Below are 17,122 nucleotides of genomic sequence, written 5' to 3'. Positions count from 1 at the left end.
AAGTCAGTATGACTTCCGTGGAAGTAAGGGCTGGCCCCACAGGAAGAGTTGAACCGCGCGGGTTAGCATAAAGCCAGAGCCGTAAAAGTGAGGGCGAACCGCTCACTCGAAGTGTTCATTTACAACCCGGAGGCCAGCATGCAAAACGTTAGCACATTGTTCGTCGGACTGGATGTTCATAAGGATTCCATCACCGTCGCTTACGCGCTGGACGGCGGTGAGGTGGAGGTGCTGGGCAAGATCGGCACCACTCAGGCCGATCTTGATCGTCTGTGCAAGCGGCTGTTGTCCAAGGCCAAGCACGTGCGTGTCGTGTATGAGGCGGGCCCCTTTGGCTACGTCTTGCAGCGGCGCCTGAGCGACAAAGGCATCCAGTGCATGGTGTGCGCCCCCACGCAGATACCGCGCAAACCCGGCGATCGCGTGAAGACCGACCGGCGCGATGCCATCAAGCTCGTGCGCTCGCTGCGCGCCGGCGATCTCAGCGCCGTCAACATCCCCACCGTCGAAGACGAAGCGTTTCGCGATCTCGCCCGAACCTGGGCAAAATCGCGCGACGAGCTTAAGCGCGCGCGCCAGACACTGAAGGCATTTTTGCTCTCGCACGGCGTGCGCTACGTGGGGGTGGCCAATTGGGGACCGGCGCACCGCAACTGGTTAAGCAAATTCTCGTTTGGCAACGAGTGGCAGGATTTCGCGTTTAACGAGTTACGCCGCGCCATCGAGGATCGGTTTGCACAATGCCAGCGTCTGGAATCGGCCATGCGCGATGCCGTGCCACGCTGGGGCTTTTATCCCGCCGTGCTTGCTCTGCAATCGATGCGCGGTATCCAGTTCACCGCTGCCGTGGGCTTGCTCTCGGAGTTAGGCGATTTGAGTCGCTTTGCGCACCCCCGACAGTTGATGGCCTGGCTTGGCGTGACGCCCTCGGAGTATTCCTCGGGAGGCAAACGGCGCCAAGGCGGTATCACGAAGACCGGCAATTCCTTTGCCCGCAAACTGCTCATCGAGGCGGCCTGGAGTTATCGGCATACGGCCAAAGTGAGCCCCGAGATCCAGCGTCGTCATGAGGGCTTGCCAAAGGTTATCGTCGATCGGGCGTGGGACGCGCAGGTGCGCCTGTGCCGGCGCTATCGAAAGCTGGTGGCGCGCGGCAAAAGCACCAATGTGGCCATCGTCGCGGTGGCTCGCGAACTGGCGGGCTTCATCTGGGACATCGGCCGGTTGGGCATGGCGCAGGCGAGCCCGCGCTCGGAGTAAGGCAGGTGAAGGCAGCAAAAAAGCAGTTCGCAATGAAACGGTAGTTTCCTGAAGGCGGCGTAGCCCGGTATTCGAGTTATCCGCGTCATTTCTTGGCAACGGTTCATTCCGACTTGCGCACAAAGCTAGCGGCAGACTCACGAAACGGATCTCTGTAATGCGGTAACCAACCCGCGAATATCAGCCTGATTCACCGTCGAGTTTTACTGCTACGCCGCCCTCAGGAAATTGCAGCGCCCACTCGAATATGAGTGAAATAAAAATCTGAACATCGACGCTTGACACGGAAAGTCATATCAGAAATGAGAGCCAGCCGACGGATGACGATAACGGGCCGTTTAGTGGTGATTGTATTGGCTGGGGGTTTCACTTAGTTCAATCGGCCGCTATGCGACCGGCACCGACCGTTCCCGTGCTCGAAGTTACTGCGCCAGAAGGACAGGTAAGCATCTTGATCGGGAGTCTGCATGTGATCGATTCCGGATTGCGTCAACCTGTTCGCAACGCAGGCTACGCAAAGAACAATATGTGAACTATCAAAAACGGAAATCGAGCGTGCAATGAACTATAACGTGTCGCTTCGAAATAACTGAAGGTCGACTCGGTCGCGGTGAAGTGCAACGTCATCAGCCGGCTGGTGGCGTCGTCGATGAACACCAGCAGCGTGCACGCCGGCGCGCGCTCTTCAAACCACCGGTGATCGCTGCCATCGATCTGAACGAGCTCGCCGTAGCATGAGCGGCGATTGCGCGGTTGATGAATCTTGGGCGGCCGCTGCCGGCGCGGCGTCCACAAACCCGCCGCGATCATGAGCTGCCGGACCGTTTCCTTGGCCAGCAAAACATCGTGGCACTCGCGCAGCTTCTCGCAGGCAAGAGTCGGCCCGAAATCGCTGTAGCGCTCCTTGATGATCGCCACGGCGCGTACCGCGATACCCGCATCGATCCGGTGATTACTCGGCTTGGCGCATCGGCCCGAGATCAGCCCGGGCGGTCCTTGTTCGCGAAGGCGTGCCACGAGGCGTCGAACCTGGCGCGTGGTCAACGACAGCCGCTCGGCCGCACGCCACGGCTTGAGCGACCCGTCGACGACGGACTGAATCACCTTGAACCGGTCCAACTCGCGCATCGTCATCGTGATCGTCCCATTGGTGTTCATCGCTTACGCTCCACACGTGCTTGCCTGGCAATGAAACTACGCCCAAACCCGACATTTCTATTTAGCGGAAACGCGACATCTGAACTTGGGACCTACAACAAATGTTGATAATTTATCTTATGTCAAATTATGATTGGCGCTTTCAACCGGCGGGCCCCTATCACTTGCTCGGCTGGTCATTTGGCGCGGTGGCCGCGCACGCTATGGCCGCTCGTCTGCAGCAACAGGGGCACACCGTCACCTATCTCGGCCTTCTCGATGATTTCCGTCGGGGACTGAACCAGGCAACACCATCAACTTCGATGACCGCCGGGATCAGTTACGCGAACAGATTCACACGCTTGGGCTGCAAAAAATCGGTATCGGTAGCGACCGGCAGCTTGACGCGGTCATCGACATTACAGTCAACAACACGCGTCTGATGTACGAGTACTCGCCAGCCGTCGTTCAAGGAAACGTCTCATTCTTTGAAGCAACAGAGCAAAAGCAGGACGGGCCACGGCAATGCCCCGAGCTATGGGCTCCTTACGTCTGCGGTGACATTCGCAATTGTCAGGTCACTGCAAACCCACGGCGAGTTACTGGACGAGCCTCACGCTGCGCTCATTGGCCGGGTGATCACTAAAGCGATCACGGATCTCTGGAACAATGAAGTGGACGCCGTTTCCTGAACCGAAATGCTGCCGTAGCGTTGGAACTTCGTCTACACGACCCAAAGGAATGCATGAAATGTTAAAACGGCTCATCCATTGCAAGCAGCAGAGCACTGGCCGGCGGACGTCGAGGTATCGCATGTCACGATGCCGATGACGGAGATGGACATTGACAGCCCCGTTCTCGCTGATGCTGAGTTACGGCATGCCACGCGTTACCGGCAATCAGCGGACGGATATACCCGGTTACATGGGATGTGTCGTTTTGGCGACGTTGGAAGTTCGAGTCGTTTCGCAAAGGTCACCGGCCCGCGCAATGCCGGTGGTCACATGGGACGCCAAAACGGTCATGCGCTCCTTGGTCATCGAGCAGTTGGATCAGCGATATGAACCATCAACAGACCGACCGCGCTCTCTGGCAGTTGACGGTGATGAAGCACTCCTTAACATCGACTTCCGGCGTATTTGATTAGCAAGTTGATGAAGTACGCCGCGCCTCCTTGTCCTGTTGCACCCGCATCGCGAGTTGCACAATGGGACGGCACGTCCAAGCGATCCGGATGTCAAGGCTCGCGCCCCTGGTGCTCGAGCCCGATCGGGCGCGAGCACAAAAACATCCGCCTTAAGCGCAATTTGGCGCTGGCGCCATGCCCTTGACAGCAGGAACGTGGAGTCTTCGTTCATCAACGACGGCGTCGGCTATCGGGCCATCGTCGATTGAGACGCGAGCGATGACGGCCTTTTCCGACCTCCGCGATCGATGAACCGCAGCCTTATCGCCGTCGGAAAAGCTTCACTCAACTATAGTTGAATGATCCGTTATCACATAGATTTGGAGTATCGCCGACGCGTGCCGAGCGGACACGCCGTGCATTGAAGGCGCGCCTTGCAAGGCTGGCGATTCTATGGTTATACCTTGCGCTCCACCCTATCGGCCAGAATGACTATCTTTGAACATTGACAGGCCATCGTCGCTTCGTGCAAGCGTGTTTCCTGTGTCCCTGCAGAACGCCCTGAGCGAATGTTATGGCGAACGTCGACGGCCAATACGGGAAGCTGTCCGGCAGGCCGCGTCGCTGGCGCGACCCAAAACCCACACCGCCGTCACTACGGGTCAGCGGTGTGGGTGCCTGAAATATGACGTTCAGGCAACTTAATGCGCGTGCACGACCGGAAAGTCGATGTCCGTGTCCGCGACTACGTTGAGGTAATTCGTCCACACATTCAACGCAACGTGCTGAATGATCTCGATGATCTGTGCGTCGTCGTATCCAGCGGACTTGACTGCTTGCAAATCGGCATCCGATACACGGCCACGAGCCTCGGCGACCTGCTTCGCGAACTTCACGGCCGCATCCGCTTTCGGTTCGTTCGAACCGCCGCTACGATTCGCGGCGATTTCCGCATCGTCGAGTTTCGCGAGGTTCTTGGCCAGATACGTGTGAGCCGACAGGCAATAGTCGCAGCCATTGACTTCGGCGACGGCAAGCGCAATACGCTCGCGCGTCGGGGCCGCAAGCTTACCTTTTGCAAGCGCACCGGAAAGACTCAGGTAGCCTTCGAGCGCCGCCGGGCTGTTGGCGACAAGCCGGAACAGGTTGGGCACGACGCCCAACTGCTTGTTGACGGCCTCCAGAAGCGGCTGGGAAGCAGCAGGCGTATCGGCGATCGTGGCGGGCGTATGGAGACGGGACATGGCAATTTCCTGTGGAAGAAAGAACAGAGGTAACGACAGGGATAACGACAGGCCGAACGTTACGCGCTTCCAGTTCCGAAGAGAATCCAGCAATATCGGGAATCATCCTGCCAATATATGAGAGAGTCGAATGGACCGGCTTGAATCCATGTCTATTGTCGTCGCCGTTGTCGAGTCGGGCAGTCTTTCGGCTGCCTCGCGCCGGCTCGGCATGCCGCTGGCGACGCTCAGCCGCAAGGTGGCAGAACTCGAATCGCATCTGAAGACGCGCCTGCTTCACCGCACAACGCGACAGCTTTCGCTCACCGAAACCGGGCGGTCATACGTGGCCGCATGCCGGCGCATTCTCGAGGAAATTGAGGAAGCCGAGCGCGCGGCGACGGGTGAATACACGGTCCCCAAAGGCGATCTCACCGTCACGGCGCCGGTGGTTTTCGGGCGCCTGCATGTCGTGCCCGTCGTTGCGGAATTTCTCGCCCAGTATCCTGAGATCGATATTCGCCTCGTACTCGCGGATCGCGTCGTGCATCTTATGGAGGAGCATGTCGACGTCGCGGTCCGGATTGGCCGTCTGCCGGATAGCGCGCTGGTTGCGACCGGCATTGGGGCAATCCGGCGTGTGGTCTGCGCGAGTCCGGCGTACCTGGATATCCATGGCGAGCCGGCAAAGCCCCGTGATCTCGCCAGCCAGCAATGCATCACGTTCGAAGGTCTTGAATCGGCTCGCGCGTGGCGATTCGGGTCAGGCAAAACAGAGCAAGCCGTACCCATTCGTTCACGACTTGTCACCAACACGGCCGAGGCGGCGATCGAAGCTGCGATTCACGGCGCTGGACTGACACGGGTCCTGTACTACCAGGTCGCGGACCCCGTGCGCAGCAATGCACTTCGCGTGGTGCTCGACACCTTCGAACCCGCGCCGTTGCCGGTCAGTCTGCTGCATACGGGACAAGTGCCGCTACCGCTGAAGCTGCGTGCTTTCCTTGACTTTGTCACGCCGCGCCTGCGGGCTCGCATACCGCGCGAATTCGGTCATCTCACCGGGACTTGATGGCCCGCTACGAGTAAAGATGCGCTCAACTCATCGCGTGATATGCCGGGAGCATCCCTTGACCGATGGCAATAGCCAACGCGCCGTGAGCGTTGGATGTCGCATCAAGGACGGCTTTTGACACAGAAGGGGAGCCCCGAGACCCATAGGGCAAACTGCTGCCCTGTCAAGGCAGGATCCCGTTCGGCGTGCTCGGTACCCCGCAGAAAAGTCATATCGCGAATATGGCGTAGAGGCATCCATTTCTCTCAATCCAACTGCACGGGCGCCGATCGTAAAAGGCAACATTGCGAAGGAGGCGCGCGAGCCGTCGCATGCAATTTCAAATTTCAGCATTACTAACAGTCTTGCCATTCTTCGCGTAATTGCTGCGCCGCTTGAGACGCTTGAGCGTCACGTGCGCGGCGCAGGCCGAGACCCGGTTGACTACCGCAAACAGATTGCTGTCACGTCCTTGCGCGAGGGCGGCTGTCGCTCCGCCCAGGCTTACCTTCACCATGCAGTGCTTGTCCACGCCTCCGCGCGGACCGTTGTCATCCTTAAGATGAACAGCGACATGGGTTATGCGTCGTTTGAGACGCGCGAAGCTCTCCTCGACGCGCTGACGCACGTGCTCGCGAAAGATCTCCATCTCATTGCGGGAAAGTTGGATGCCGGATGTCTGAATGCTGATTTCCACAGGAATCTCCTAATCGATGGTGGCCGTTGACAGAAGCGATTCTAGGAAAAGGTCAGCGATCCGAATATTCGATTTTTATTTACAGTCTGTCAGCCCTATGACGGCGCTCGCGGCGTGCTCATTCCCTTCTCATTTTCGACCTATACGATGGACTCCAGTGATCAGCCGCCCGTATGTGCGGCGACGAATCGCTTTCGGCTGCAGCCTTCTTTGCGCGGCACCACTGTCCGGTATGAAAGAACGGTTGAAGAGCTTGTCGCCCGCGGCTACTCATCGATCTTGTTATGGAGCATTGAATGAATTTCAAGCATCTGTACTACTTCTGGATGACCGCTCGCATAGGAGGCATAAATCGCGCCGGAGTGCACCTGCATGTGACGCCGCAGACCCTGAGTGCACAGATCAAGCTGCTCCAGGAGCGGCTGGGCTGCGAGTTATTCGAGCGCAACGGCCGTAACATCCAGTTGACCGATGCGGGTCGCATCGCGGCTGATTACGCCGATCAGATATTTTCGCTCGGCTTTCAAATGCAAGACGCACTGCGGGAATTGCGCGCAACGCACCCAGTACCGGTTTCCCGTTGGGAATCGCCGGCAGGTTCGAACTGGACGCCTGGATCAGCAGGGCGCCCTTCGCCGGCGTCGGCGAATTGACGACCGGACGTTGATGACGTATTGAGTCGCGAGAGCAAGGCCCTCTCAACGGAGGAATCCAGCATCACGCGCATATACGTCGGAACCACGGTACGGCGCGTCTCGGCGAACGCAGCATGGCCGTCGCGTGACACGGTCCGGGTGGCCATTCTGATGCAGAGCGTCCCGTCCTACATGCCTAGCCGTCTCGAACGACCAGGCAGACCCGCGCCGCCATCAAACGATAGCCCCAAGGCGAGTTGCGACAAAGTCGAAACTTTGCTCGCCTCAACCACCCGAACCAAGCCCACGCGCGGCCGCCCTTAGCGCGTCCTCCAAAACCTTGACCAATGCCGGTCGCGATGCCCGGTGTGTAGTAAGGCCCGCAATCGATACGCCAGCGTCCCGCGAGTAATACACCGCGGTTCCCCAATAGCCCGTGTGCAAATAACATTCGCGCCCATCCACGCGCTTCACTAAAATTCCCAACCGATATTCTTCAGCGCCGTCATGCTCATCTTTGCGCAGCATTTCGGCGAGCGTGGCGGGGTTATCGAATACGCGATGCTCGAAAAGGTCCCGCTGAAACATAGCAAGATCACGGACCGACATGACGAGACCTCCACCACCATAAAGATCCAGCGTCGCGCTCAGATTAGTTACATCAGTGCCAGCGACGTCGTCGAGAAACTGGCGCGCTCGCGGTTGCGCTTGCGCAGGTTGTGGCTCGACCAGTTCCCACCATGTCGATGCCAGCCCGCGCTCATCAAGACGCAACTGATGCCGGACGCTATGAGCCAGCGGCGCTTGAGTCACACGCTCGACAATGTCGCCGAGCAACACGTATCCGGTATCGGAATACTCGTACCGTTGGCCAGGCTCGCCGGCCGGACCTGCGTATCGGCACGAAAGCTCGACTTGCTCCTCGCGGGTCCAATGATGCGTAGGGTCGGCGAGCACCGCCTCGAAATAGCGCGGGTCATCGGCGTGATCGTAGATGCCAGCGCTATGGTTCAACAGATGGCGAACCGTGATCTTGTCAGTGCGATATCCGCGCGACGTCAGCAAGCGTTCCAGTGTTGGCGCAAGCAACGAAACGATGGGGGCATCGAGCGAAATAAGTCCCTGCTCCCAAAGCCGCAGCACCGTCGCGGCGACGAAAGTCTTGGTGTTGCTGGCAACGCGCATCGGCGTATCAGTGGTAAGCAATCGGGAAGTGGACGCGTCCGCTATTCCCGCCGCAACTCCCCATGGGTTCGGCACGTTTTTGCCCGCGACAAACACGGCCATCGCCGCGTGCTGCTGTAATGCCGCAGTCAAGACTTCAGGTGTTAGAAACTCCAATGCGGTCTCCAGATGATCGATGAAATTCCAGCGCGGCTTGGCGCTAGCACACCCCTGAAGATTACCGGGAAACGCGCGGCAAACGGATCGGCGAAAGCTGTTCATGCGGCATCGGCCTTCAAAATTTCTCCCGCCGACTCGCCGCCATCGACATAACTGGACATCTCTAACACGAATGATTACCATTTGACATCCCGAGTCCGCAGGCGTCCGTCAACGAAAAGGGTGCAGAACAGGAGCCCTTTTCATGCACCAGCAAATCGTCAATCCTGCGGAAAACGCATCTTCTTCTGACCACGGACCAAATCTGTCCGTGTGGGAGAACGTAATGCGAGAAGCCGTGCGAACCTCTCGCGCTGCGCCAAGCAATGTCACGCTGAACACTTAACAGCAAGCGCTTGAAATTGCGTATCGATTGATCGGGCAACCGCCTCCAGGCCGAGCCGACGACTGCGTCGCCGCACTGGTCGTTTCACATCACAATCTAGCCGACGTACACGCTGAACAAGGCGATATCGACAGCGCCGCCGACCATCTTTGCCGCGCTCACGAGACCCTCATCCGCTTGTTTCTGGACGTTAGTCGGGACAGAAGCCTGCAACAAGCCGCATTGCGCCACAGCCGCGAAACACACTTCGCGTTGCTGAACCACGTCCGCGCGCATGGAGCGCATCCGCTCGTGACCCGCGCACTTGGCGCAGGTTGCCTTGCCTTGAGCAGAGCCCACTCGACACCGCACTGATTCTCAAACACTCAAACCCAAACCGGAAAAGGAAACTCGCGATGCCCTACACGTTGCCCGCCTTGCCCTATTCTTTCGATGCACTCGAACCCCACATCGATGCCCGCACGATGGAGGTTCACCACACGAAGCATCACCAGACCTACGTCAACAATCTGAATGCAGCGGTGAAGGACACGGAGTACCAAGACCTGCCGGTTGAGTCGCTAGTGGCGCAAATCGATTCGCTGCCCGAACCACTGAAATTGCCGGTGCGCAATAACGGCGGCGGCCATGCGAATCACAGCTTGTTCTGGACGGTCATGTCGCCTCAGGGCGGCGGCGAACCCGATGGTGAACTCAAAGAAGCCATCGATGCGGATCTCGGCGGATTTGCGGCTTTCAAGGAGGCTTTTACCAAGGCGGCGTTGACGCGTTTTGGTAGCGGCTGGGCCTGGCTTTGTGTCGATAAGCAAGGCCGTCTGGTTGTCGAAAATACGGGCAACCAGGACAGCCCGTTAATGGCTGGATCGATGTCAGGCAACCACCCTATTCTCGGGCTGGATGTCTGGGAGCATGCGTACTATTTGAAGTATGAGAACCGCAGGCCTGAGTACATCGCCGCGTTCTATCACGTGATCCACTGGCCGGAAGTTGAGCGCCGTTACGCAGCCGCGCGTGCCTGAAGAATGGTGCGGGACGGTTGAAAGATCGTTGCGCGATACGGCACACCACGGCTGCGGCCGCGCACTATTTGAAGGCCGGGCAACGCCGGAGAACACCCCGCTCGCTGCCCTGCTTAACCAATCGAACATCCGTCAAATTTTCAAAGCCTTTCCAACTGCTTGCGCGTCGTCATTGCTATTCCCAGCGGAATCGCAATGCCAACGACGATCCCCAGTACCGATCCAAACACCTGCGCGACACTTACCGGTGTAAGCGCCGACAGGCGAATAAATCCTGGCGATAGCAGCGCAAGAACCGTTTCGAACGTCTGCGTCAGCATCATTACTCCTTGTTCATGCGGGCTTGAGCACCTTCTTGTGTTTGCTCGATGCCGGTTGCTTGAACATCGCCTTGCATTCAGGACTGAGTTGCTGAAGATGCGCCTTCATGCAGACGGTGATTTTCTGCTCGTTCGGAATTTGCGCCGCGCAGTAGTGAAGCGCGTCGCCTTTGCAGGCCGCGGTCTGCTCGTCGCGGGTCGCGGCAAACGCTGTGCTACCCATCAGAATTCCAAGTAAAGAAACAGCGGTGAAGACAAAACGGGACATAGGCGTGGACAAAAGGTAGCGATATTGCTTGCTCAGCAAATCGCGCGCCAGCCCCTGTTGCCAGGTGCCTGGGCAGGGATTTGAGTACTTGACGGCGCTTGACCGGATGACAGCCGGCTGGTACTCGCACTGCGGCTCACCATCCATCCTCGAACATTCGGCCGTGCCGCCTCCCGGACAGTGCGCACAGTACGCAACTATTGTGTCAACATGCGCGACTTCATTTCTTTCGCGACACGCGGCATCTCTTTCATGGCTTCGAGCAACGCGCATCACGCGACCGGTTGGGCAGCAGGTTTAATCGCTGCCGCGGTCGTCAGCAAGGCCGGCGCGGCCGGTCCGTATCACCTCTGGGGCGTACTGAGTTTTTGTGCGGGCGTGTTTGGCGGCACTGCGCCGGACTGGCTCGAAGTGGCATGGTGGACGCGGGCGCGAAGGTTATGGATCACGCATCGCACGCTCACGCATTGGGGTGTCGGCTGGTTCGCGTTGCTCGGAGTTTCATACCATTTTCTCGGCGTTCATCCATGGGCTGCCGTCAGTTTCGGCTTTGCCTGCGGCGGCTTGATGCATCTCTTCGCCGACTGGCCCAATCCGCTGGGCGTACCCTGGCTCGTCTCGCGACACTCCCTGAACTGGTGGAACAGCGGTCGATGCGACGCGTTGATCGTCGGCGCGGCATGGATCGCGGCGGCCGCGGCGGTAGACCATGTCTGGTTTCATAGCGTGGTCGGCCTCAGGCTGCTTCACGCGCTCTGATAGCCGGACAAACGCGCGATAAAAGAGCATACCGACGCCATCGACCTTTCGTCCGCACATGATCGGATCAACGGAATTTCATAACTTAGCCACGGCCAACGCCCTTTCTGACCACTTTGTTTCTATCGGAAAAGCGACGCAAAACCTGTGCATTCCGCTCGCCGGCCAATGTCGACTGTCACGTCGAACAACAGCCGCAAAGCACCTGAAGGCCCTGCCCCATGGTTCATTGCTTGCCATCTGCGTGGATCGGGTCGATTGTTGCGGCGCAATAAAACATCCGTACCGCGTTTGAGCAATTAATTTTCGTTGGTGATTATCGGCGCCAGTCGTCCGGGCAACACGCCGTCATAAGGCGCGTGTCCAGACGATCCCTTCAACGGACGGAGACACGCACTTGTTCCTATACGGCTACGGTCCACTGCTGCTGGCGGGCGCGAAACAGACGATTGCGCTCGCGGTCCTGTCTCTCGCGGTATCCATCCTGCTTGGGCTCGCCGGTGCAAGCGCGAAGCTATCGGCCAATCGCGTCACGCGCGGCATTGCCACAGCCTACACCACGCTGATTCGCGCGGTGCCCGACCTGGTCCTGATGCTGCTGCTTTTCTACAGCATCCAGATCGCGATCAACAACCTGACCGACGCGCTGGGCCTGGATCAATTCGATATTGATCCCTTCACGGCCGGCGTCCTTACGCTCGGGTTTATCTACGGCGCCTACTTCACCGAAACGTTTCGCGGTGCATTTCTCGCGGTGCCGCGCGGCCAGCTGGAAGCCGGCAGCGCCTACGGCATGAGCGGTGCGCGGGTGTTCGTGCGCATCCTGTTTCCGCAGATGATGCGCTTCGCGCTGCCGGGGATCGGCAACAACTGGCAAGTGATGATCAAGGCGACGGCGCTAGTATCGATCATTGGTCTCGCCGATATCGTCAAGGCCGCGCAAGACGCCGGCAAGAGCACCTACAAGATGTTTTTCTTCATCATGGTTGCAGCGGCGGCCTATCTCGTCATCACGACTGTCTCGAACATCGTCCTGTTGTATCTCGAACGCCGCTATTCGACGGGCGTGCGGCACGCCGACCTCTAAGCTGCCTCGGCTACTTCTCAGCTACTTCTCAGCTACTTCTCTCAGCGACGTCTCAGCAAACAGGGAAACGCGACCGATCATGATCCAGATACTTGCCGATTACTGGCGCCCGTTTCTTTACTCCGACGGCATGCGCGCCTCGGGACTTGTCGTCACTTTGTGGCTGTTGGCGAGCTCGCTTGCACTCGGTTTTATCGCGGCGGTTCCGCTTGCGTGCGCGCGCGTATCGAAGAACCGATGGCTCGCCACGCCGGTACGCCTTTACACTTACGTGTTTCGCGGCACGCCGCTCTACGTGCAGTTACTGCTGCTCTACACGGGTGTGTATGGTCTCGAGTTCGTGCGCTCGCAGTCGCTGCTCGAAGCCTTCTTTCGCAGCGGTTTCAACTGCGCGATTTTGGCCTTCGCGCTCAATACCTGCGCGTACACCACCGAGATTTTCGCCGGGGCGATCCGCTCGACTCCATACGGTGAAGTGGAAGCCGCACGCGCGTATGGCATGAGTACTTTCACGGTGTATCGGCGCGTGATCCTGCCGTCGGCGTTGCGGCGCGCGTTGCCGCTGTACAGCAACGAAGTGATCCTTATGCTGCACGCTACGACGGTCGCCTTCACCGCCACCGTCCCGGACATCCTGAAGGTCGCACGCGATGCCAATTCGGCCACGTATCAATCGTTCGAATCGTTCGGCCTTGCGGCGCTGATCTACCTGGCGGTGTCGTTTGTGTTGATCGGCGCGTTCCGGCGGGCGGAAAAGCGCTGGCTTGGATATCTGGGCACGAGCCGGCGTTAGGGGTCTGCATTGCAGGTCGGTGCTTGAGGTCATCGTTTAAAATCCGCCAGCTAGAGCGTTATGCTGGTTTGGATTGCAGTTCAGTCAACTATCCCGGGAGTATGAGTTGGAGCCAACAGCCAAAGATGCTGCGACAAAGCTGGTCGCGCAAGACATTCACAAGCGCTACGGCGACAATGAGGTGCTCAAGGGCGTGTCGCTTTCCGCGCGAGCCGGCGACGTCATCAGCATTATCGGCGCGAGTGGTTCGGGCAAGAGTACGTTCTTGCGATGCATCAACTTCCTTGAGCGGCCGAACGCGGGGCAGATCGAGGTGGATGGCGAGACGGTGCAAGTCAAGGCCGATCGCGCGGGCAACTATGAGGTGGCTGATCGCAAGCAGTTGCAGCGTGTGCGCACGAAGCTGGCGATGGTGTTCCAGCATTTCAATTTGTGGTCGCATATGACGGCCATTGAAAATGTGATGGAAGCGCCGCGGCATGTGCTGGGTCTATCGAAGAAAGAGGCGGAAGAGCGGGCCCGGATGTACCTTGAGAAGGTGGGTCTCGCGCCTCGCATCGAGAAGCAATATCCTTCGCATATGTCGGGTGGGCAGCAGCAGCGTGTGGCGATTGCGCGTGCGCTGGCGATGCATCCGGATGTGATGCTGTTCGATGAACCTACTTCGGCGCTGGATCCGGAGCTGGTTGGTGAAGTGCTGAAGGTGATGCAGAAGCTTGCTGAAGAGGGTCGCACGATGATTGTCGTTACGCACGAGATGGGTTTTGCGCGCAATGTTTCGAATCATGTGATGTTCTTGCATCAAGGGCGCACTGAGGAGGAGGGTGCGCCGGGGGAGGTGCTCAGTGCGCCGAGGAGTGAGAGGTTGCGGCAGTTTCTTTCCGGAAGTTTGAAGTGAGTCGTTGGCACTTGGGGATAGGGGGCGGGGATTTTGGGTTGGGTTGGCGGTCGAGGGATGCCGGGATGCTAGGTTCTTGCGTTAGCGGTCAGGGTCATCGCCGGGTTGCTGCTTTCCAGGTCTTCGCGCGTTTTACGTTAGCGGATTTCTTTATCACTATTAGCCACTGCGCGTGGCGGCGCGTCATTTCTTGGTCCTTAGCGACAAAGAAACGAAGCAAAGAAAACGCTTTCACCGCTCTACCCTAAGTGTCCACAGCGTGCAGTTTTCATTCATGGGTGCCCCAAAAGCACGGTGCTCGCAAGAGCACCGGATGTGTGAACCCCTCCTTCTCGCGAATCCTGACAGTAAAACGCTTCGCCCCGTACGCTCTCGGGCAAGCACCGGTGCCCCACGGACCGGCACGGCCCCACGCTCGCACAAGCCTTTGTTGCTTGAAAGGTTGGATGATTGGTTGGCCCGCGCGAAATGGGTTGGGTAAATGGCTTCTTGGCGGCTTCGCGGATAATGGCGTGATGTATCTATTGCTTCAGTTTATGGTGAGTCGGTGGGTGGGTTGCATGGATATTTTTTCATCGGGTACGGCCGCACAAATTTTGGTGACTTCGTTTTCCGGGTGGGTTGGCGAGGTGATTCGGCATGCATACAAATTTGGTGATGGTTTTCCGCGGATCGCGCGGGGTGCTCCTTGGCAGGTTCAGTCACTGGTGGCGAAGCGTGGGGTATCCGTGTTCGGAGAAAGAGGGGTTCACACATCCGTGGCTCTGGCGAGCACCGTGCTTTTGGGGCGCCTATGAATAGAAACTGCACGCTGTGGACACTTAGGGTAGCGTGTTTTAAAAGCGCTTTCTTTGCTTCGTTTCTTTGTCGCTTTGGACAAAGAAATGACGCGCTGCCACGCGCAGTGGCTAATAGTGATAAAGAGAATATCCAAGTCACGCAGACCACCAAGCTAAGCAGCAGCAACCCGGCACTGACCCCGACCGCTAACGCCAAAACGACCACCCCGCCCCCGCACGCCAAACCGACCACCCCACGCCCCCGCCCTACGCCCCGTAACCTCCCCCGATCCCTGGTGCGAACGAAAAGCAAATGAGCACTAACCCCGGCCCGGGCGCCAAACCTCTCAAAGTCGCAATAGCAGTGCTGCCCCCCTGCTCCATGAGCGGCATCGGCATGATCCTCGACAGCCTGCGCCTCGCCAACGAGATCGACGGCCACGCACTCTACGACTGGCAAATCTGCTCATGGGACGGCCGCCCCCTCACCTTCGCAGGCGGCGCGCAACTCCACGCCGACACCGCATTCGGCGACGCCATCAGCTGCGACTGGCTGATCGTAGTCAGCGAGCGCTATCAGCAATTCGCCGACTATCGGTTATTCCTCCAAAGCCTCGCTCGCGTAGGCAGCCGCACGCCACGCGTGACCGGCATTCACCACGGCGTCTGGTGGCTCGCAATGGCAGGCCAGTTGAGCGCCTACCGCGTGGCGGTGAACTGGGAAACCTACCAGCAATTCGCCGAGGAGTTCGAGCGTTCGATCGTCACGCAGCAGATCTTCGAAATCGATCGCGATCGCTCGACCTGCACCGGCGGTCAGGCGACCGTCGACTTCATGCTCGCCATGATCGCGCGCGACCAAGGCGCGGATCTGGCGGAACGGATCGCCGATTCGCTGGGCATCGGCGTATTGCGCTCGGGCGAAGAACGCCAGCGCATTCCGTTCGTGACAGCGCCCGGCGAACGTCATCCAAAGCTCAACGACGCACTGCAACTCATGGAAGCAAACATAGAAGATCCGCTCGCCACCGATGAAATCGCCGGCCTTGTCGGCATCTCGCGACGCCAGCTCGAACGCCTGTTTCGACAGTACCTCGGCGCAATGCCATCGAAGTATTACGTCAACCTGCGCCTCACCAAAGCACGCACGCAATTGCAGCGCACCAGCAAGTCGGTGGTGCAGATCAGCCTCGCGTGCGGATTTGCATCGGCGGCGCATTTCTCCAATGCTTATCGCGACCGCTTCGGTGTGACACCCCGCGAAGAACGCCGCAACTGGATCGAAAAACATAGCGGACAAGCCCCCGACGAACCACGCGGCGGCGCATTGCTCGGTTCATTACGTGAGCCTGTTTGAAGCTCTTTTCGCCAGCTCGCGCATCGCACCCATCTCCCGTTCGCCGGCACCAATCATGCAAACGCGTAAAATCATCGCCCCACTCCTGAGAGGTATGCATTGAAGAAGGTTTATCAGATGAATCATAAAGTCGCTGCTTTCGCACTTGCCGCCAGCACGGCATTCGCCGCCTCATTCGCCGCGTCAAGCGCGCATGCAGCGGATATCAAGGAAATCCGCTTTGGCGTCGAGGCGTCGTATGCACCGTTCGAATCGAAGTCGCCAAGCGGCGAGCTGATTGGTTTTGATATCGATGTCGGCAACGCCGTCTGCGCGAAGCTCAAGGTCAAATGTGTCTGGGTCGAGAACTCATTCGACGGCCTGATCCCGGCCTTGCAAGCACGCAAGTTCGACGCGATCAACTCGGACATGACCATCACCGACCAGCGCAAGGCCGCCATCAATTTCACGAATCCGATCTACGCCATTCCGAACCAGTTGATCGCGAAGAAAGGCACTAGGATCCTGCCCACGGTCGATGGACTGAAGGGCGCGCACGTCGGCGTTCTGCAAGGGTCGATCCAGGAAACCTACGCGAAGGCCAAGTGGGCGACGGCCGGTATCGATGTAGTGTCGTATCAGGCGCAAGACCAGGTCTATGCGGATCTCGCAGCCGGTCGTCTGGATGCTGCGTTCCAGGATGCGGAAGCGGCATCGAAGGGCTTTCTGAAGACGCCGCAGGGTGCGGGCTTCGCGTTCGCCGGACCGGCCGTGGTCGATGAAAAGCTGCTCGGCGCGGGTGTGGGTTTCGGCGTGGCGAAGAACAACCACGCGCTAAAAGACGCCCTCGATCAGGCGCTGACGGATCTCAAGTCCGACGGCACTATCGACAAACTTGGTTCGAAATACTTCGACGTGAAAGTGGTCGTGAAGTAAGAGCATTTCGTTACCGGTCCTACAACGTGGGGCCGGTTTTCCAAGCAGACGCCAGGCATCGGCATG

The 17,122-nt window shown here is 58.6% G+C and carries 17 protein-coding genes and 2 pseudogenes; 12 read left to right on the top strand and 7 right to left on the bottom strand.

The genetic code is table 11. The annotated features are described in order from the left end of the window. Window positions 1-138: 138 nt before the first annotated feature. Entirely contained in the window at window positions 139-1,260 is a 1,122-nt protein-coding gene (locus ACMX25_RS26265; RefSeq protein ID WP_414949685.1) for an IS110 family RNA-guided transposase, read from the top strand. Window positions 1,261-1,809: 549 nt separating this feature from the next. Here ACMX25_RS26265 and ACMX25_RS26260 read toward each other — a convergent pair. After that, window positions 1,810-2,418 (bottom strand): annotated as a pseudogene (locus ACMX25_RS26260) (transposase family protein); the annotation flags it as partial. Between the two features lie 101 nt (window positions 2,419-2,519). On the opposite strand from ACMX25_RS26260, the gene ACMX25_RS26255 reads away from it, so the two are divergent. Together ACMX25_RS26255 and ACMX25_RS26250 are read left to right on the top strand one after the other, a co-directional pair. After that, complete coding sequence (locus ACMX25_RS26255; RefSeq protein WP_414952928.1) at window positions 2,520-2,840, top strand: thioesterase domain-containing protein; 321 nt, start codon at window positions 2,520-2,522, stop codon at window positions 2,838-2,840. A 400-nt stretch (window positions 2,841-3,240) separates the two neighbouring features. Continuing rightward, complete coding sequence (locus ACMX25_RS26250; protein WP_414952927.1) at window positions 3,241-3,540, top strand: hypothetical protein; 300 nt, start codon at window positions 3,241-3,243, stop codon at window positions 3,538-3,540. Window positions 3,541-4,224: 684 nt separating this feature from the next. Here ACMX25_RS26250 and ACMX25_RS26245 read toward each other — a convergent pair. Beyond that, window positions 4,225-4,767: a carboxymuconolactone decarboxylase family protein gene (locus ACMX25_RS26245; protein WP_414952926.1), complete on the bottom strand. Its 543-nt coding sequence runs from the start codon at window positions 4,765-4,767 to the stop codon at window positions 4,225-4,227. 130 nt (window positions 4,768-4,897) lie between these two features. Here ACMX25_RS26245 and ACMX25_RS26240 point away from each other — a divergent pair, with 130 nt between their 5' ends. Further along, on the top strand, window positions 4,898-5,818 hold the full coding sequence (locus tag ACMX25_RS26240; protein WP_414952925.1) for a LysR family transcriptional regulator: 921 nt from the start codon (window positions 4,898-4,900) through the stop codon (window positions 5,816-5,818). 322 nt (window positions 5,819-6,140) lie between these two features. Here ACMX25_RS26240 and ACMX25_RS26235 read toward each other — a convergent pair whose 3' ends face one another. Next, complete coding sequence (locus ACMX25_RS26235) at window positions 6,141-6,497, bottom strand: HPF/RaiA family ribosome-associated protein (protein WP_414952924.1); 357 nt, start codon at window positions 6,495-6,497, stop codon at window positions 6,141-6,143. Window positions 6,498-6,793: 296 nt separating this feature from the next. On the opposite strand from ACMX25_RS26235, the pseudogene ACMX25_RS26230 reads away from it, so the two are divergent. Further along, window positions 6,794-7,045 (top strand): annotated as a pseudogene (locus ACMX25_RS26230) (LysR family transcriptional regulator); the annotation flags it as partial. Between the two features lie 372 nt (window positions 7,046-7,417). On the opposite strand, the gene ACMX25_RS26225 reads toward ACMX25_RS26230, so the two are convergent. Next, window positions 7,418-8,473, bottom strand: coding sequence for a serine hydrolase domain-containing protein (locus tag ACMX25_RS26225; RefSeq protein ID WP_414952923.1), 1,056 nt, complete (start codon window positions 8,471-8,473; stop codon window positions 7,418-7,420). 484 nt (window positions 8,474-8,957) lie between these two features. Beyond that, the gene (locus ACMX25_RS26220; protein ID WP_414952922.1) at window positions 8,958-9,200 is read right to left on the bottom strand and encodes a hypothetical protein; all 243 of its coding nucleotides are present in this window, start codon (window positions 9,198-9,200) and stop codon (window positions 8,958-8,960) included. 56 nt (window positions 9,201-9,256) lie between these two features. Here ACMX25_RS26220 and ACMX25_RS26215 point away from each other — a divergent pair, with 56 nt between their 5' ends. Next, a complete protein-coding gene (locus ACMX25_RS26215) occupies window positions 9,257-9,880 on the top strand; it encodes a superoxide dismutase (protein WP_414952921.1) in 624 nt (207 codons plus the stop codon). Between the two features lie 140 nt (window positions 9,881-10,020). On the opposite strand, the gene ACMX25_RS26210 is transcribed toward ACMX25_RS26215, so the two are convergent. Both ACMX25_RS26210 and ACMX25_RS26205 read right to left on the bottom strand, forming a co-directional pair. Then, window positions 10,021-10,203 carry a hypothetical protein gene (locus ACMX25_RS26210; RefSeq protein WP_414952920.1) on the bottom strand — a complete coding sequence of 61 codons (183 nt, stop codon included), beginning with the start codon at window positions 10,201-10,203 and terminating at the stop codon, window positions 10,021-10,023. A gap of 10 nt (window positions 10,204-10,213) precedes the next feature. Next, window positions 10,214-10,615, bottom strand: coding sequence for a hypothetical protein (locus ACMX25_RS26205; protein WP_414952919.1), 402 nt, complete (start codon window positions 10,613-10,615; stop codon window positions 10,214-10,216). 105 nt (window positions 10,616-10,720) lie between these two features. Here ACMX25_RS26205 and ACMX25_RS26200 point away from each other — a divergent pair, with 105 nt between their 5' ends. From ACMX25_RS26200 to ACMX25_RS26175, 6 genes are all read left to right on the top strand, one after another. Continuing rightward, window positions 10,721-11,227 carry a metal-dependent hydrolase gene (locus ACMX25_RS26200; RefSeq protein ID WP_414952918.1) on the top strand — a complete coding sequence of 169 codons (507 nt, stop codon included), beginning with the start codon at window positions 10,721-10,723 and terminating at the stop codon, window positions 11,225-11,227. Window positions 11,228-11,624: 397 nt separating this feature from the next. After that, entirely contained in the window at window positions 11,625-12,314 is a 690-nt protein-coding gene (locus ACMX25_RS26195) for an ABC transporter permease (RefSeq protein ID WP_414952917.1), read from the top strand. Between the two features lie 79 nt (window positions 12,315-12,393). Continuing rightward, window positions 12,394-13,107, top strand: coding sequence for an ABC transporter permease (locus tag ACMX25_RS26190; RefSeq protein WP_414952916.1), 714 nt, complete (start codon window positions 12,394-12,396; stop codon window positions 13,105-13,107). 106 nt (window positions 13,108-13,213) lie between these two features. Then, the gene (locus ACMX25_RS26185; protein WP_414952915.1) at window positions 13,214-14,005 is read left to right on the top strand and encodes an ABC transporter ATP-binding protein; all 792 of its coding nucleotides are present in this window, start codon (window positions 13,214-13,216) and stop codon (window positions 14,003-14,005) included. A 1,092-nt stretch (window positions 14,006-15,097) separates the two neighbouring features. Continuing rightward, window positions 15,098-16,141 carry a GlxA family transcriptional regulator gene (locus ACMX25_RS26180; RefSeq protein WP_414952914.1) on the top strand — a complete coding sequence of 348 codons (1,044 nt, stop codon included), beginning with the start codon at window positions 15,098-15,100 and terminating at the stop codon, window positions 16,139-16,141. Between the two features lie 117 nt (window positions 16,142-16,258). Continuing rightward, window positions 16,259-17,056 carry an ABC transporter substrate-binding protein gene (locus ACMX25_RS26175; RefSeq protein ID WP_414952913.1) on the top strand — a complete coding sequence of 266 codons (798 nt, stop codon included), beginning with the start codon at window positions 16,259-16,261 and terminating at the stop codon, window positions 17,054-17,056. Window positions 17,057-17,122 lie beyond the last annotated feature (66 nt).

The sequence above is a fragment of the Caballeronia eucalypticola genome, assembly GCF_047608185.1.
In the GTDB taxonomy this organism is placed as follows: domain Bacteria; phylum Pseudomonadota; class Gammaproteobacteria; order Burkholderiales; family Burkholderiaceae; genus Caballeronia.
Note: the sequence above shows the minus strand (reverse complement) of the source record. Positions and strands in the feature narration are given on the sequence as shown.

Coding starts and splice junctions, on each gene's coding strand:
- ACMX25_RS26265 (WP_414949685.1), top strand. CDS start 139: ATGCAAAACGTTAGCACATTGTTCGTCGGACTGGATGTTCATAAGGAT.
- ACMX25_RS26255 (WP_414952928.1), top strand. CDS start 2,520: ATGTTGATAATTTATCTTATGTCAAATTATGATTGGCGCTTTCAACCG.
- ACMX25_RS26245 (WP_414952926.1), bottom strand. CDS start 4,767: ATGTCCCGTCTCCATACGCCCGCCACGATCGCCGATACGCCTGCTGCT.
- ACMX25_RS26240 (WP_414952925.1), top strand. CDS start 4,898: ATGGACCGGCTTGAATCCATGTCTATTGTCGTCGCCGTTGTCGAGTCG.
- ACMX25_RS26215 (WP_414952921.1), top strand. CDS start 9,257: ATGCCCTACACGTTGCCCGCCTTGCCCTATTCTTTCGATGCACTCGAA.
- ACMX25_RS26210 (WP_414952920.1), bottom strand. CDS start 10,203: ATGATGCTGACGCAGACGTTCGAAACGGTTCTTGCGCTGCTATCGCCA.
- ACMX25_RS26205 (WP_414952919.1), bottom strand. CDS start 10,615: ATGGATGGTGAGCCGCAGTGCGAGTACCAGCCGGCTGTCATCCGGTCA.
- ACMX25_RS26200 (WP_414952918.1), top strand. CDS start 10,721: ATGGCTTCGAGCAACGCGCATCACGCGACCGGTTGGGCAGCAGGTTTA.
- ACMX25_RS26190 (WP_414952916.1), top strand. CDS start 12,394: ATGATCCAGATACTTGCCGATTACTGGCGCCCGTTTCTTTACTCCGAC.
- ACMX25_RS26180 (WP_414952914.1), top strand. CDS start 15,098: ATGAGCACTAACCCCGGCCCGGGCGCCAAACCTCTCAAAGTCGCAATA.
- ACMX25_RS26175 (WP_414952913.1), top strand. CDS start 16,259: ATGAATCATAAAGTCGCTGCTTTCGCACTTGCCGCCAGCACGGCATTC.